General features: G+C 38.6%; 11 protein-coding genes and 1 rRNA gene (1 of these 12 running past the window's edge). All 12 read left to right on the top strand.

Going from position 1 to position 16,620, the window contains the following annotated elements; translation table 11 throughout:
* A 23S ribosomal RNA gene (locus RBU59_RS11185) occupies positions 1-2,196 on the top strand; it begins 780 nt to the left of the window's first position.
* Positions 2,197-2,720: 524 nt separating this feature from the next.
* Positions 2,721-3,551 (top strand): cache domain-containing protein, encoded by an 831-nt coding sequence (locus RBU59_RS11180; RefSeq protein ID WP_308147951.1) that lies wholly within the window; start codon positions 2,721-2,723, stop codon positions 3,549-3,551.
* Between the two features lie 23 nt (positions 3,552-3,574).
* On the top strand, positions 3,575-4,531 hold the full coding sequence (locus RBU59_RS11175) for a sensor histidine kinase (protein WP_308147950.1): 957 nt from the start codon (positions 3,575-3,577) through the stop codon (positions 4,529-4,531).
* A gap of 233 nt (positions 4,532-4,764) precedes the next feature.
* Complete coding sequence (locus RBU59_RS11170; protein ID WP_308147949.1) at positions 4,765-6,276, top strand: response regulator transcription factor; 1,512 nt, start codon at positions 4,765-4,767, stop codon at positions 6,274-6,276.
* Positions 6,277-7,542 (top strand): ABC transporter substrate-binding protein, encoded by a 1,266-nt coding sequence (locus tag RBU59_RS11165; RefSeq protein ID WP_308147948.1) that lies wholly within the window; start codon positions 6,277-6,279, stop codon positions 7,540-7,542. It abuts the gene before it with no gap.
* A 320-nt stretch (positions 7,543-7,862) separates the two neighbouring features.
* A complete protein-coding gene (locus RBU59_RS11160; protein WP_308147947.1) occupies positions 7,863-9,857 on the top strand; it encodes an ABC transporter substrate-binding protein in 1,995 nt (664 codons plus the stop codon).
* A 211-nt stretch (positions 9,858-10,068) separates the two neighbouring features.
* Positions 10,069-11,067, top strand: a complete 999-nt coding sequence (locus tag RBU59_RS11155; protein WP_308147946.1) for an ABC transporter permease — start codon at positions 10,069-10,071, stop codon at positions 11,065-11,067.
* A gap of 18 nt (positions 11,068-11,085) precedes the next feature.
* Positions 11,086-11,922 (top strand): ABC transporter permease, encoded by an 837-nt coding sequence (locus tag RBU59_RS11150; protein WP_308147945.1) that lies wholly within the window; start codon positions 11,086-11,088, stop codon positions 11,920-11,922.
* A gap of 84 nt (positions 11,923-12,006) precedes the next feature.
* Positions 12,007-12,978: an ABC transporter ATP-binding protein gene (locus RBU59_RS11145; RefSeq protein WP_308147944.1), complete on the top strand. Its 972-nt coding sequence runs from the start codon at positions 12,007-12,009 to the stop codon at positions 12,976-12,978.
* Between the two features lies 1 nt (position 12,979).
* A complete protein-coding gene (locus RBU59_RS11140) occupies positions 12,980-13,963 on the top strand; it encodes an ABC transporter ATP-binding protein (RefSeq protein WP_308147943.1) in 984 nt (327 codons plus the stop codon).
* A 199-nt stretch (positions 13,964-14,162) separates the two neighbouring features.
* Positions 14,163-15,593 (top strand): extracellular solute-binding protein, encoded by a 1,431-nt coding sequence (locus RBU59_RS11135; RefSeq protein WP_308147942.1) that lies wholly within the window; start codon positions 14,163-14,165, stop codon positions 15,591-15,593.
* A gap of 128 nt (positions 15,594-15,721) precedes the next feature.
* A complete protein-coding gene (locus tag RBU59_RS11130) occupies positions 15,722-16,609 on the top strand; it encodes a carbohydrate ABC transporter permease (protein ID WP_308147941.1) in 888 nt (295 codons plus the stop codon).
* Positions 16,610-16,620: the final 11 nt, after the last annotated feature.

The following is a 16,620-nucleotide window of genomic DNA, read 5'->3' as shown; positions in this document are numbered from 1 at the left end:
GGAGGACCGAACACACATCCGTTGAAAAGGGTGGTGATGAGGTGTGGGTAGGGGAGAAATTCCAATCGAACCCGGAGATAGCTGGTTCTCCTCGAAATAGCTTTAGGGCTAGCCTTGATTTAGTCTGATGGAGGTAGAGCACTGAATATCCTAGGGGGCGTCAAAGCTTACCGAAGATTATCAAACTCCGAATGCCATACAGATGATGATCAGGAGTCAGACTACACGAGATAAGTTGGGTAGTCAAAAGGGAAAAAGCCCAGACCACCAGCTAAGGTCCCAAAGTGCGTGTTAAGTGGAAAAGGATGTGGGATTTCGAAAACAACTAGGATGTTGGCTTAGAAGCAGCCATACATTAAAAGAGTGCGTAATAGCTCACTAGTCGAGAGGTCCTGCGCCGAAAATGTCCGGGGCTAAAACACGACACCGAAGCTGTGGAAATTCGCTGTTCTTCGAACAGCGAAGGAAATAATTCTGACGAATTATTTCCGGTTGTTCGAAGGGCAGTGGGTTTGGTAGAGGAGCATTCTTAACTGCGATGAAGCGTTACCGTAAGGAGACGTGGAGTGTTAAGAAGAGAGAATGCCGGAATGAGTAGCGAGATAGAAGTGAGAATCTTCTAGGCCGAATATCCAAGGTTTCCAGAGTAAAGCTGATCTGCTCTGGGTAAGTCGGGACCTAAGGCGAGGTCGAAAGACGTAGTCGATGGACAACAGGTTGAAATTCCTGTACCTTATATAAACAGAACTGTGGGGACGCAGAGAGAAAGCCAGAGCCGGGAATGGAAAAACCGGTGCAAGCGTGGTAGTAGTGTGGCAGGCAAATCCGTCACACAATACGAAGACGTGATGCGGACCGAAATTTAAAGTAGGGAAGCTGGTGAGCTAACTGCCAAGAAAAGCCGCTATTGTTTTATATAAGCCCGTACCGTAAACCGACACAGGTGGATGAGGAGAGAATCCTAAGGCCGACGGGAGAAGCATTGTTAAGGAACTCGGCAAAATAACCTCGTAACTTCGGGAGAAGAGGTGCCTGTAGAAATACAGGCCGCAGAGAATTGGCCCAAGCAACTGTTTAGCAAAAACACAGGTCTATGCAAAACCGAAAGGTGAAGTATATGGGCTGACGCCTGCCCGGTGCTGGAAGGTTAAGGGGAGATGTTAGGAGCAATCCGAAGCGTTGAACTTAAGCCCCAGTAAACGGCGGCCGTAACTATAACGGTCCTAAGGTAGCGAAATTCCTTGTCGGGTAAGTTCCGACCCGCACGAAAGGCGTAATGATTTGGGCACTGTCTCGACAATGCACCCGGTGAAATTGAAATACCAGTGAAGATGCTGGTTACCTGCGCCAGGACGGAAAGACCCCATGGAGCTTTACTCTAGCTTGATACTGGGATTCGGTATTGCATGCACAGGATAGGTGGGAGGCTTGGAAGCTACGACTCCGGTCGTGGTGGAGCCACTGTTGGGATACCACCCTTGCAGTATTGGATTTCTAACATGTGCCCGTGATCCGGGCAGTGGACAATGTCAGGTGGGGAGTTTGACTGGGGCGGTCGCCTCCGAAAGGGTATCGGAGGCGCTCAAAGGTCTTCTCAGAATGGTTGGAAACCATTCGCAGAGTGCAAAGGCATAAGAAGGCTTGACTGCGACACCGACGGGTGGAGCAGGTAGGAAACTAGGACTTAGTGATCCGGTGGTATAAAGTGGGATTGCCATCGCTCAACGGATAAAAGCTACCCTGGGGATAACAGGCTTATCACTCCCAAGAGTTCACATCGACGGAGTGGTTTGGCACCTCGATGTCGGCTCATCGCATCCTGGGGCTGTAGTAGGTCCCAAGGGTTGGGCTGTTCGCCCATTAAAGCGGTACGCGAGCTGGGTTCAGAACGTCGTGAGACAGTTCGGTCCCTATCCGGCGCGGGCGTAGGATATTTGAGAGGAGCTGACCTTAGTACGAGAGGACCGGGTTGGACTGACCTCTGGTGGATCGGTTGTACTACCAAGTGCATGGCCGAGTAGCCAAGTCGGGAAGGGATAAACGCTGAAGGCATCTAAGCGTGAAGCCCCCCTCAAGATAAGATATCCCATGCGAAAGCAGTAAGACCCCTTGAAGACGACAAGGTGGATAGGTTAGAGGTGGAAGTGCAGTAATGCATGGAGCTGACTAATACTAATAGGTCGAGGGCTTGACCAAAAAGGAAATTTCCTGAGTGATTTTAAAATCGCTTAAAAGGTTGATGGATAAATATAGATGGATAATGTGTAGTTTTGAAGGTATAAAAGTGAAAAATAACAAGAAAAGTTACCTAATTATGGGTAACTTTTTTTGTTATAAAATAAATAGACAAGTATCTTTTATCTAAGTGATTTTGGGATTGTTAAACCAAACGAACTTAATTAAAGCTTTTACTGGTTCAGATAATTGAAAAGTGTCTATTTACTGTTGGCAGGCAAAGAGGAAAATAATTTTTTATGGGTTTCTAATGAGCAAAGGTATGTATATAACAGATATTTTGAAATAAATTATAAAATAATAGTGAAAAGTGATGACAGCATTCACATTTTATGCTAATCTATTAATAGTTAAATTGGTAAAAATGACGTAAACAATAACTATTTGTCTATAATTTATATTATTATACTACAATTGGATAAGTAACAAAATTTTGGTAATCTAATGTCAGGATCTGTAACAATCAAACAAAAGGATAGGTTAGTATGCTGCATAAAACAATGGTTAAAAAATTTTTATCCTTAAATCTGTTTAAGAAATTAATGATCATGTTACTTATAATATCGATCCTCCCGATTTTCTTAATTCAATTTATATCATATAAAATAAGTACATCTACTATTGAAAAGCAGACAAAAGAACTGATTATGTCTAATCTGCAGCAATCCAGCAATAGTGTGGAGGAATTCTTTCATGCATATGATAAGATCATTATGGATATGTATACAGACAGCAGTTATATAGATAACTTAAAATATATCAATGTCTGGGATTCGAAAAACTATTATTCAGCAAAACATCAAATTGAAGAAAAACTTGAGAATATTGTTTATGTATATCCAGAGATTTTGGGTATAGCTATAGTTGGTCTAAACGGGGATGCTACCTTTTATGATACAGTTACATTATCCGGTGTAGAAAGTTTTTGTTTCGATATTAACCATATAAGAACGAATACTATGTTTAAAGATTCATTAAATGTAAAACATGCTATTTATTCCAATACAATTCGTAAATCGGATATGAATTATGGGGAAAAAAGTTATTTCTATATAGCGCATCAGCTCACGGATTTTAATAACTATGAGAACGGACCTGTCGGCAGTATTATTCTGTGTATTGATGAAAAAGCACTTCGCAATGTTTACTCGACCGGAATGGATTTTAATTCAAATTTAACATTCCTTGTGAATCAGGAAGGAGATATTATATCGTTCCCAACAGAGTCTTATGTAGGAGTAAATCTGTATAATGGATATAACAAAGAAAGTATAGAAAAAGCAACTAAAAATTTTTTAATCATAATAATTTTATGAACTCTAAAAGGCTGGAAGTACATGTGAGCAGTATTAAAGAAGGGGTATTTACGCTGATAAATGTACAGAATTTAACGTATGCTTTAAAAGACGTACAGAATATTTCGATGATTATAATTTTAATCGGTATATTAGTAGGAATGATGTGTATTTTATTATCCATGTCTTTTGCGGCAAGTACAGACAAAGCAGTTAAAAAAATAATACATGCTATGGGTAAAGCTGATCAGGGAGATTATGATGTACAGATAGCTATAGAAGGCAAGGATGAATTTGCAACGATCGCACATCATTTTAATGACATGATCGTCAAAATTAAAGAATCCAATAGGCAGGAAAGGGATGCCCTGGTTCGTGAGAAAAATGCTGAGATAAAATCTCTGGAAGCACAAATTAATCCCCACTTTTTATATAATACTTTAGATGCTATTAATTGGGTCGCTGTTGAAAATGAAGAATTTCAAATCAGCAAGATGCTTATTAATTTAGCGGCCATATTAAGATACAGTATTCAAAAATGCAATGAAATTGTAACCATAGACGAAGAAATGGAGTACCTAAAAAGGTATATCTATTTGCAACAGCAGCGATTTTGTTATTCTTTTCAGTGTATGATTCATATCGATGATTCACTTAAACACAGTAGAATACACAAACTTTTAATACAGCCGCTTATAGAAAATACTATTGTACATGGATTTCCAGGTAAAACTGGTCATGATGAAATTGAACTAATCATTCAAAAGAAAAATGATACCTATATTCAAATCCAGGTAGAAGATAATGGAAAAGGTATGGCCCGTGAATTAACAGAAGTATTTAACAGTTATGACTACAGAAAAGATAAGATTGAAACTAGCATAGGTGTAAGAAATGTTATTACAAGATTAAAGCTGTATTACGGAGACAATAGCTATTTTCATGTGGATTCAAGTGAGCAGGGGACTTCCGTTACTATTATGATACCATATGAAATATAAATAGTAACAATCAATACACCTGGGAAAAGTGAAAAATAACTTACTCAGAAATTAGATTTAATCAGTGAAAAACATTATGAAATATGCTTTACTATGTAGATTATACACTTTATAGTGCATTGGCGTTTTATGTGTTGCAGTTCGAAAATAGTGGACTTATAGTCACTATAAATTATATACAGGCAGAATAAGGGTAATGTATAAAGAAAAGTATGGTGAATCGGAGGAGATTTATGCGTATTGTCATTGTAGAAGATGAACCTAAAACCAAAGAGGGCTTAATTAATATTATCAACAAATTTACCGATTATGAGATATGCGGTATTGCATCGGACGGATTTGAGGGAATCAAGCTGGTTAAGGAGTTAAAACCGGATTTAATCTTATCGGACATACAAATGCCTGGGATGGATGGTCTAACAATGCTTCGTGCACTTGAGGAAGAAGGCATTACGTTTTATGCGTTGATACTTACGGGATACTCCTCTTTTGATTATGTCAGAACGGCGCTGCATTTGGGAGTGATTGATTATATTTTAAAGCCGGTAGATATTGATAATTTTATATCAACATTAAAGGATACAGAAGCAAAGATACTAAAAGAAAAATCTGAAAAAATTAGTTCAGGGCAGTTAATCTGGAGTTTAATGACCTGTGAATCAGATGAAAAAGAACGATTGGTACGTCAGCTTTCAAATCAATTGCAGACAAATGACAGAATGGAAATCACCTTATTTCTGATAAAACCGGATAGTCTTGATCAGGAGACAGTAGGGGAAATGATTCATTGCATTAAAGATAAGATGAACTCCTTATGTATAATGAATTTTCATGTCGTTCATTTATCTTTTGAATACGGAATACTGTTACTTATTATTGATACCGAAAAAAATAAATTTTTAAAGAATTTATTTTCAATGCATATCTTGCCCTGTTTAAATAATATAGGCACTTGTCATTGCAGCTATACTTCCATAATGGGACTAAATAGACTGGAAAATGCTATAGTAGCGTTAAAAACCCTTTTATCCTATACGTTTGTTTATGGCAGTAATGTGATTTTGGATAGTCATATGGTTGAAAAATTGGAGTTTGCTCCAATTAGTTATCCAATTGATTTAGAAAACCGGATTCGAAAAGAAATTATTAATGGAAATTATGAAAAAGCATTGAAAATAAGTGACAAATTTAAAACGCTTATCATTGAGAGTAACGGTAAGCCAGAGCTTATAAGAGAATATACGGCTAGATTTTCATCCAGTATTTATAATGTAGCCAAAGAATATAATGATCAATCGGAACCGCAGCTAATATTCCATTATGTAATAAATAACATAATTGAGAGTAAAACAAAAACAGATTTAATCTTAAACTATGAAAAAGTTGTAAATACAATACTTACTGGCACAGATGAAGAGATGGATATTGATAATTTGACTGTATTGAAAGTGATAAATTTTATCAGGGACAATTATCAAAAAGATATCACATTATCTGAGGCTGCGAATCTGGTAGGAGTAACACCTGAATATTTAAGCAAGTTATTTAACCAGAAAATTAATGTCAACTTCGTTGTGTTTTTAAGGAATTTTAGAATCAGTATTGCAAAGCGTATGATACTTTCCGGAAAATACCGGATTCAGGAAGTTGCTGAACAGGTTGGGTTTAAGGATCCTAAGTATTTTAATAAGGTTTTTAAATCCGTTTGCGGCATATCACCATCAGAGTATAAGAAGGTAATTTAAATGAAAATGTTTCGGATAACTGCGATATTGTCATTAGGGGTAATGTTAATCTTATTAATTTATGCTGGTAATTATTATAAGGATAGTTTAAAGGAAACACCTGCAGATCGTGAAACCACGGACAGAAAAGTTTTACGTATACTGGCTCCTTATGAAAATGTACCAAACAGTAAAATGCTCCAGGATATTACTAACCAGTATTCCAATATTAAGAATAACCCTAAGGTGGAGATTGAGTTTATATCCAAAAATGATTTTAAAAAAGAGATCTGTATGAATCTGGATCAGGATCAGCTTGCAGATTTAATAATATGTGACAACTCTATTATGCCCGCTTTGATTAACCTTAATGTACTCAGAGACATAAGTGAATATATCCATGAGACATCTATGGAATCCCATTATTATTTAGAACAATGGAATAATACCAGAAGTGATGGTAAATATTACGGGATACCATTTACCTGTGATCCCTATGTATTAATATGGAATAAAAATTTATTCAAAAAGAATAATGTAGTGGTACCAACAACCTGGGATGATTTAAAAATTGCTGCACGAAAAGCAGAAGAGGTCGGCATTAACGGTATTGGTATTGCGGCAAGACAACCGGAAGAAATAACTGCTTTTTTCATACAGATGCTTTATACAACAGGCGGATCCATACGTGATATTAACGGTGAAGGAGGAATGAAAGTTTTTGAATTAATAGACTACTTAAAAAGGAATAAATTAATTCCTGAGGAGTGTATTAATTGGAATCAGCTGGATTTAACCAATAACTTTATGGATGGTGAAATCGCAATGATGATTAATAACCTTAGTGCTTTATCGGTTATTAAAGACGGTGATATTGATTTTAAGGTAGGAGTTGCTGCAGTACCATATGAAAAAAAAGAAAACTATATGTTTCACGGAAAAAACATTGGAATTTCAATCACGGCTGATTATGAAGCATCCATAAAGTTTCTTAACTATGTAACACAGAAAAGTATAGTAAAACAGATTGCAGAGGAAACGGAAAGTATACCTGCGCAAGTAGATGCAGAATATAATTTTGATAAGGATGGATATGTGGTCAGCAAGGAATTTATTCTGAAGCAGATAGAGCACGGAATAGCTAAAAGTTCATTAAATTCATGGTTTGATATTTCAGCCGCTATATCGGAGGGTGTATACCAATTAATCAGTGAAACAAATCCATCCATTAAAGATATAGCCGATACCATGCAGGATAAAGTGAGGATAGCTATTATAGATAACTAAAAAGTCGGTATACTCAATCTACTCAGTACGCTTAATCTGCAAGGAGGAATAGTTCATAAGTATTTCCAAGGTAAACGATAGATAGTCACACAGTATAAATCCATAAACTGGGTTAAAATGCACAGAAATGTAAGGAATTGCATTTCTGTGCATTTTGTATAGTAATTAAACTATAAAAATAAAATAAAAATAAAAATTACACATATTAAGTGAGATTAATAATTTACTCCTTTATTAAAAATTTGGAATGTTACGAAAAGTCAATAAGTGTTAATATGGAAAAGTAACAAATAGATAAATTCTATTAAAGGAGGTATTATATGAAAAAGGTAATGCGCACAAGATTGGCATTCTTTTTAGCTTTTGTTCTTATGTCCACCATGCTTACAGGCTGTGGAAGTTCTAAGAACACGACGACCGAAACGCAAACTGCTACCGGTACGACGGATAAAGCTAGTGCTGAAACGGGGGCTGAGTCAGAACCTGCGCCATCGGGAGAGATGACGGAGGTTGGAACTCCAAGAAATGAAACACTTATCGTTGAATGTCAGTCACCTACTGACACACCAGGACAATTTAACTCCTATATGCAGGGAACATCGATGGGGTTCGGTATTCACCAGCTTATGTCAGCAATGATGTGGGAAATCGATACTGTTAAAGGTGAACAGTTCGGCGAAGTTGCAGATGGTATGCCGGAATCCAATGCAGATTTTACAGAGCATACAATTAAGATTCGTCAGGGTATTAAATGGTCTGACGGCGAAGATTTAACTGCTGATGACGTTGCATTTACATTTAACATGATAATGAACAACCCTGGTATACCCCAGTGTACTTATTACAAACAAGTATTTAAATCCGTTGAGAAAGTTGACGATTATACTGTTAAGATTGTTACGAATGAACCTTTTCCTCGTTTGGCACAGAGGTTCGGTGTTACAATCTGGGGTAATGATTTAAGAATCGTTCCGGAACACATCTACTCAAAACAGGCAGATGTTACCCAGTTTAAGGATTCCGAACCTGTTGTTGCTGGTCCATATACAGTAAAGGCTTATGATGATTTAGGAAAATGGATTCTGTATGAACGCCGTGAAGACTGGAAGAACAGTACCGTTGGTGTTGTTACAGGAAAAGAACCTCAGGCAAAATACGTATGGTTCAGAAATCTTGGCGATGATACTACCCGTCAGATGAGTCTCATCAATAACGAAGTAGATATCCTTTGCGAAGTTTCACCGGAAATGTTGGAAGTTATGACTGCTCAGAATCCGAATATCGCATGCTGGTATAAAGACTTCCCATATGCTACCAGTGATGACCCTTGTTCAAAAGGTTTAGCTTTCTCTATGGGTAAAGGTGCTCCTTTTGATAATAAAGATTTCCGTTGGGGTGTTGCACTTGCAATGAATTTCGACGAGATATCACAGAACATATTTAACGGTGTAGGCCGTGCGTCACCATTCCCGATCCTTACCAATACAAGCGCTGCTCAGGAACTGTATGTGAAACCATTACTTCCATGGCTGAAAGATTTCTCACTCGATTTAGGTGATGGTACTACTGTGAAACCTTTCGACGAAGGTTATGCAGACAGAATGGCAGAAGTTCTTAAAGGCAAAGGATATGATATCCCAACAGATCACGATGCTCTTGTTGATATGTTCGGTGTAGGCTGCTGGAAATACGATCCCGCTGCAGCAGAGAAATTGTTTATTAAAGCAGGTCTTGAGAAAAAAGATGACGGCTGGTATTTTAACGGAAAACCTTTCACATTTAATATGACTTATTTAGCAGATACCGAAGCTCAGGCAGGACGTGGTGTTCAGGCGGCTTATGACCAACTTACAAAATTTGGATTCAAGATCAATCTTGTTAGTGAATCCAGTGCAACATGGGATACCAATGGCCAAACAGGTAATTATGATATAGCAGGATACTGGCCTACCGGTTTCATAACCAAAGATATCTATTCACAGATCAATGGCTGGGATGCTGATCTTATTGCTCCGATGGGAGAAAAAGGTTCCGGTCAGGGAACTCGCTGGAAGAATGACAGAGCGACTGAAATTATTCATGAATTAGCAAAACTTTCACCGGATGATCCGAAAGCTTATGAACTGGGTCAGGAATTTTTCAAGAATGCAATAGAAGAACTTCCATTTATTGGTTTCCATTCCGGTGTTAAATTCGTTCCTACCAACAGCACATACTGGAATAACTATCCGAATTCAGAAAATCCTTACAATGGTCCATGGTGGTGGTGGAGCTGCTTTAAATATATAACAACAGAGATTTCACCAGTTAAGTAAGATTAAAGGGTTTTGTACTTATAGTAGAACTTATCAGAAATTACAATTAATTATCAATTTTCTGATGAAAGGCGGTGCTTTTACTGCCGCATATCCGATTAAAGAATATTGGTTACTGTAATATAGATGCTTTGTTTACTGCCTGGTGGCAATCACCGGGCAGTAGCAGCATTTAATTAAATTATTTTTGACAAAAAAAGGAGTGAAGCAGTTGAAGTTTCGTAAATATTTCGGTCTAAGATTTTTAACCTATTTGTTGACCGTGTGGATTGGTATTACTTTTATATTTTTTATACCCCGAATGTTTCCTTCCGATCCGGTTGAAAACATGATCGGTCAGATCCAGTCCCGTTCCGGTCAGATGGATCCTGCACAAATGGAGGCACTTAGGTCACAGCTCAGGGTTCAGTTTGGTCTTGAGGGTTCCTTACTTAAACAATATGGTACTTTCCTTTGGAATGGCTTATTGCATTTTAATTTCGGTCCTTCCCTAATGAGTTACCCGACTCCGGTAGGACAGATCATCGGCATGTATTTGCCTTATACACTTTTTCTCTCACTGACAACCACCATCATTGCCTGGATCATTGGTAATATAATCGGACTTCTTGCCGGTTTTAGAAAAAACAAACTTTCTTCCAAGATTCTGGAGGGAGTAGCTATCTGTATCTATCCTGTTCCTTATTTTATTATAGCGCTGGTACTGCAGATTGTATTTTCATTTGTTTTGGGATGGTTTCCGATTCAGGCTACGATAAACACGCAGGGTAATTTCGCAGTTTTGTTTGCATCGCTCCTTAAGGCGTCGATTCTTCCGGCTTTGGCCATGCTGTTAGTAGGTACAGGCTGGTGGATTATATCCATGAAATCCCTTGCAGGTACAACCTCAGAGGAAGATTTTGTCCTTTTTGCCCGTTACAGAGGACTTTCAGAGGGTACCATCGGAACAGCTTATGTATTCAGAAATTCCATTCTGACTCAGGTTACCGCGTTGGCAATGAGTCTTGGCGGTGTATTCGGCGGTTCCATTATGACAGAAATTGTATTCGGATATCCGGGTGTCGGTTCGCTGGTACAAAAGGCGATCCTGATGTCGGATTATAACATGATACTTGGATGTATCACGATTTCTATTGTAGCAATATCGACAGCAACCTTGATTGTGGACCTGATATACCCATTTATCGACCCACGAATCAGGTACAGCTAAGAGAAAGAGGTGGAAATTGTGAAGAAGTTTTGGAGAAATACCAATTTCAGTTTAAAAGCAGGATTAGTCATGACCGCTTTTTTTGTTATTATAGGTTTTGTTATATACTTTTTACCACATATCGATCCGTTTACCTTTAATTCTTATCCAAGTAAGTTAGGGCCTACGTCCGAACACTGGCTGGGTACCACGAGTATGGGGCAGGATGTTGTATGGCTACTCATAGAAGCGATACATAATTCACTCCTTATCGGTCTGATTGTAGCAACCATCGGTACGGTTGCAGGTGTATTTGTGGGACTTCTGGCAGGATTTTCAGGAGGGTGGCTGGACCGGGTACTTACGGTTGTAACCGATACGTTTATTGTAATACCGTCCCTTCCGATTCTTATATTGATGACTTCATTTATGAAAGGAACCTCTACGGTTTTTGTAATGGCACTGGTACTGGCCATGTTTGCATGGGCCTGGCCGAGCCGTCAGATCCGTTCCATGGCGCTTTCCATGCGTGAGAGGGATTTTATTCATACCGCATGGTTTTCAGGTGAGGGTACCGTTCAGGTGGTTGTAACAGAGATTCTTCCCTATGCGCTTACCTGGGCACTCTCCAACTTTATGAATGCTACTCTGGCGGCTATAGCTTCTGAATCAAGCCTTGCTGTTCTGGGTCTGTCACCCGGTAATCTGATCTCCCTTGGTAATATGATCCAATGGGCAAGAGCCCGTAATGCTATCTTCACGAAGCAGTGGTTCTGGATAGGCTCTCCGATCGTAGCTACGGCTGTAATGTTTATCGGACTGTTTCTCCTCATAACAGGCTACAATGATTACTTAGCAAGGAAGAGAGGAAGATAGTATTGAAAAATTAAACAGCTGATTTTTCAATTACGGATTAATGAATATACAATTGGAAATTGTATATTCAGGAAAGAGGTTAAGATGTTAAAAATAGACCATTTATCCACTTCGTATACAACAATTGACGGACCTGTTCACGTAATTAACGATGTGGATTTTGAAATATATGATAATGAAATATTCGGAATAGCCGGCGAATCAGGCTGTGGTAAGACGACGCTTTTAAAAGCTCTGTATGATATTATTGAATTTCCCCTGGTGGTTGACTCGGGTAAACTTATCCTGAGCGGTCAAAAAAACGGGAAAGAGTTCTCCTATGAGACAGGCCAGATTAGAGATACCTGGTGGAATAATATCTCCTATGTGCCTCAGGCAGCACAGAGTGTATTAAACCCAATAGTTCCGTTAAAAAATCAGTTTTTGGATTCGATTCCGAAAGCAGATAGAAAAAATGAAACGAAAGAACAGACTTTAAAGAGGGTTGCTGCTTATTTAGAAGAGCTCAGTCTCTCTCCGGATTTACTTAATGCATATCCTTTCCAGCTTTCGGGAGGTATGAGGCAGCGTGTTATTATTGCATTGGCTACCTTTATGTCACCTAATGTAGTTCTGGCGGATGAACCGACTACTGCTCTTGATGTTGTTGTACAGCGGGGAATACTTATGATGCTTATGCGTCTTCAAAAGCAGTTAAAAAACACCATGGTAATCGTAAGCCATGATATGGGCGTACATTATCAGATAACGGATCGTATGGGTATTATGTATTCTGGAAGTATGATTGAACTTGGTAAGACAGAAGATATTTTCGAAAGACCAATCCATCCGTATACTAAGATGCTGGTAGGTGCGCTGCCACGGGTAGGTGATAAGAGTCAGAAAACAGGAATACCGGGAAGACCGCCTGCACTTACCAATCCGCCTCCGGGCTGCAGGTTTGCACCTCGCTGTCCAAAGGCAACCGAAGAATGTAAAAAATCGGTACCAAAGTTTCGTGAAGTTGAGAAAGGGCGTTTCGCAGCCTGTCATTTACTGAACAAGGGGGTGGTGTAAGATGTCAGAAAAACTACTTGAAATTAATAATGTTAGTAAATTTTTTCAAATTGGTGGATTACTTAGTAAAAAGAAACTTACAGCTGTGGATGATGTCAGTATTAATATCGATGCCGGTAAGCCGGTTATCCTTTCCATAGTAGGTGAGTCCGGTTGCGGCAAGTCTACATTATGTAAGATGATACTGCGTCTGCATGACCCAGACCAGGGTGATATCGTTCTTAACGGCAGATCTTATAAAGATCATAAAGGATACAATCCCTTTCAATTCAGACTTGACGTGCAACCGATATTTCAGAATCCCTATGAATCTTTTTCCATGCGTAAAACAGTAGATACGTACTTGTTTAATACTGCACTTAGATTAAAGATCGCTAAGAACTACAAAGAAGCCGAAAAGATAGTTGATGATACCCTTAAAAGTGTAGGTATGTCACTTGAAGTAGTAAAGGGTAAATATCCTTCCCAGTTTTCAGGTGGGGAGCTGCAGAGAGTTTCAATAGCAAGAGCACTTATAACCAGACCAAAGCTTATCATAGCCGATGAACCGGTTGCTGCTATTGATGCATCCATGAAAATGAACATTGTAAATCTGTTTAAAGAACTTAAGGATAAGTACAATGTTTCTTTCATCTATGTTACCCATGATCTATCAACTGCTTATTATGTTTCGGATTATATTGCAACCTTATATAGAGGCTGCCTGATCGAATATGGACAGGCAAAAGAAATCATGGATGATCCGGCACATCCGTATACAGAACTCCTGATGAACGCAGTTCCAAGGGTAGGAGAGAAGTGGGATCAGGAATTAGTAATGCCGGATACGGAGGACAAAGAGTATGCACTTACCTATTGTAAATTTGCTCCCCGTTGTCCTTATGCTACAGATGAATGCAGAAAATCAAGACCGGAAATGAAAGACTTAACAGCAGGGCGTAAAGTGTTGTGTTTCCATCCGTTGAACGGAAAGATTGATAAATAATTCAATCTATGTTAGGATATAATGATATCGGCATAAAAGTTTTTACTTGAGGGGACGTAAAGGGACAGCTTAGCATCAGAGCCGGATTATTAATATGGTGCGGAGGAGGAGATATTACCTTAAATCTTTGGAATGAATAATAAGTGAAAAATGATTAATAAACTCCCAATGTTTTATTCAAAAAAGGAGAGGTATTACTATGAAGAAGTTATTGAGCTTATTGCTGGTGATTTTAATGGGTTTAACACTTACCGCATGTAGTGAATCAAATTCTGCAGGTAATAAAGATACAGAGGCAACTGATTCAAATACAAGGGAAATTACTGCTGAAGCTATAACTACAGAGCCTGAATCTGCATCCGCAAAAAGCGTAATAACCGTAACATTCAGGGATGACGGCCAAGGCGAAAACGGTGCAATATGGAAGTGGCTGCAAACTGCTTATGACAGTTTCGAAAAAAAAGACAACTGTGAATTAAATATTGCTCCAATTACTGCTTCCGAAGGTGATTATTTTGCTAAAATTGCTCTTTCCTTACAGTCAGAAGAAACAGCACCTGATTTAGTGACAGAGGATACCTTTCAGCTTGCAACAGATGTTGAAGCAGGATATCTCACTCCATTAGATGATTATCTAAAAGATTATGCTGACTGGACAGATGGCTCTTATTATGATTCCTTAAAAGCGGGTGTTACTGCTGCAGATGGCAAAGTATATGGTGTTCCGTATACAACCGATACCCGTGGATTATGGTATAACAAAGAGATCTTTAAAAAAGCCGGTTTACCGGAAGACTGGGATCCAAAGACGTGGGATGATATTCTTGCCGCTTGTAAGAAAATCAAAGACAGAGTTCCTGACGTAATACCTTTCTGGTGTAATTCAGCGGTAGCTACAGGTGAAGCGACATCCATGCAAACATATGAGATGCTTCTTTATGGGACCGGAGAAAGATTATTAGATGAAGCTACCGGTAAATGGGTTATCTCCAGCCCGGGTATAGTGGATTCCTTAACATTCCTTGATAAAATATATAAAAACAATTTTGGGCCGCCATTATCGAAAGTTTTAAATGGCCAGGCAAGTAATACTTCAGCAAGAGAATACTTACCGCAAAGTAAGCTTGCAATATCATTAGATGGTAATTGGATTACCGGCAATTATCTGGAAACCGGTGCATCACCATGGCCGGAATATAAAGTTGTATTGGGATTTACTGCTATGCCTACCGAAAAAGGTGACGGTACAGGTACTGTTACATTAGCAGGTGGTTGGGCGTGGTCCATTCCAGCTAAATCCCATAACAAAGACATCACTATGGAATTTATTAAACATTTAATGGACCCATCCGTTTATATTGATGCAATCATTGAAACGGGAGGCATCGGAACAAGAGCTGATATTACAGATGATGAAAGATACTCAAAACAGCCTTTCATAGCTACTGCCACCAAATTCTTACAAGATGCGGCTTTCAGACCGAAAGACAGTAAATATTCGGCAGTTTCCACCAGTATCCAGACAATGGTTGAATCCGTTGTATCCGGTGCTAATCCGGAAGATGCAATGGCAACCTATGCTGTAGATGTAACAAGAACGGTTGGAGAAGATAATGTTATTTCTAAATAATAAATAATATTCAAGTGGGCGGTATAACGTTGCCAGTTTAACTGCAACCGGAAACCGCTCATTTTTTTGGGGGTGAGTTAATTTTTAGAGGTTTTATTATGGAAATAAAAGGAAAGGAGGCTTAAGTCATGAGAGCGGTGAATGCATCCGGAAAAGATGTTTTAGAAGATGAAGTAAGTAAATCAGTTTTACTGATTCCGGCTGTTGTTATGCTGGCAGTATTTTTTGTTTTGCCAATACTTTTAACGGTTTATTATTCTTTCACAAATCTTGCATTAACAGGGGAAAATGCGAAAACCCTTGATTTTGTCGGATTGAAAAACTATGGGAAAATGTTTGAAGATCCATCTGTAAAAATCAGTATTTTAAATACACTGATTTTCTTAACAGGAAGTTTAATCGGTCAGCAGATTTTGGGTTTTACGTTAGCCAGTTATATGAAAAATTGCAATAAAATTTTCCGTAGCTTTATAGGTCCTTGCATATTGGCAGGATGGGTAATGCCGGAGATTGTTGTCGCATTATGCTGCAGTACTTTTTTCGGAGATTCCGGAACTTTAAATGTAATCCTGCAAACTTTGCATCTTAAGCCGGTTGAGTGGTTATATAAATTCCCAATGCTTACGGTTGTTTTATCGAATATATGGCATGGGACCGCATTTTCCATGATGAACTTTCAGTCTGCATTAGATGGAGTACCAAACGATATCGAAGATGCTGCAAAAGTAGACGGAGCCAACCGGTATCAGAAGCTGATAAATATTACCTTACCGAATATTAAAAATACAATCGCAACAAATACGATGCTTAATACCCTCTCTACCTTAGGTATATTTGGTTTAATTTATACCATGACAGGCGGTGGTCCGGGAATGAAGACGTTAACTTTACCAATCTTTATGTATAAACAGGCTTTTGTAAGTTATCAACTAGGATATGGAACCGCAATCTCTATGATACTTTTAGTTATTGGTATTGTTTTTGGTGTTATTTACACAAGACTTATCAAAGAATAGAGAGGTGGTAT

Origin of the sequence: Anaerocolumna sp. MB42-C2 (assembly GCF_030913705.1) — a bacterium.
In the GTDB taxonomy this organism is placed as follows: domain Bacteria; phylum Bacillota; class Clostridia; order Lachnospirales; family Lachnospiraceae; genus Anaerocolumna.
Note: the sequence above shows the minus strand (reverse complement) of the source record. Positions and strands in the feature narration are given on the sequence as shown.

Bases quoted from the DNA above. Each gene is read 5' to 3' on its own strand.
- RBU59_RS11180 (WP_308147951.1), top strand. From the start codon at position 2,721: ATGCTGCATAAAACAATGGTTAAAAAATTTTTATCCTTAAATCTGTTT.
- RBU59_RS11170 (WP_308147949.1), top strand. From the start codon at position 4,765: ATGCGTATTGTCATTGTAGAAGATGAACCTAAAACCAAAGAGGGCTTA.
- RBU59_RS11165 (WP_308147948.1), top strand. From the start codon at position 6,277: ATGAAAATGTTTCGGATAACTGCGATATTGTCATTAGGGGTAATGTTA.
- RBU59_RS11160 (WP_308147947.1), top strand. From the start codon at position 7,863: ATGAAAAAGGTAATGCGCACAAGATTGGCATTCTTTTTAGCTTTTGTT.
- RBU59_RS11145 (WP_308147944.1), top strand. From the start codon at position 12,007: ATGTTAAAAATAGACCATTTATCCACTTCGTATACAACAATTGACGGA.
- RBU59_RS11140 (WP_308147943.1), top strand. From the start codon at position 12,980: ATGTCAGAAAAACTACTTGAAATTAATAATGTTAGTAAATTTTTTCAA.
- RBU59_RS11135 (WP_308147942.1), top strand. From the start codon at position 14,163: ATGAAGAAGTTATTGAGCTTATTGCTGGTGATTTTAATGGGTTTAACA.
- RBU59_RS11130 (WP_308147941.1), top strand. From the start codon at position 15,722: ATGAGAGCGGTGAATGCATCCGGAAAAGATGTTTTAGAAGATGAAGTA.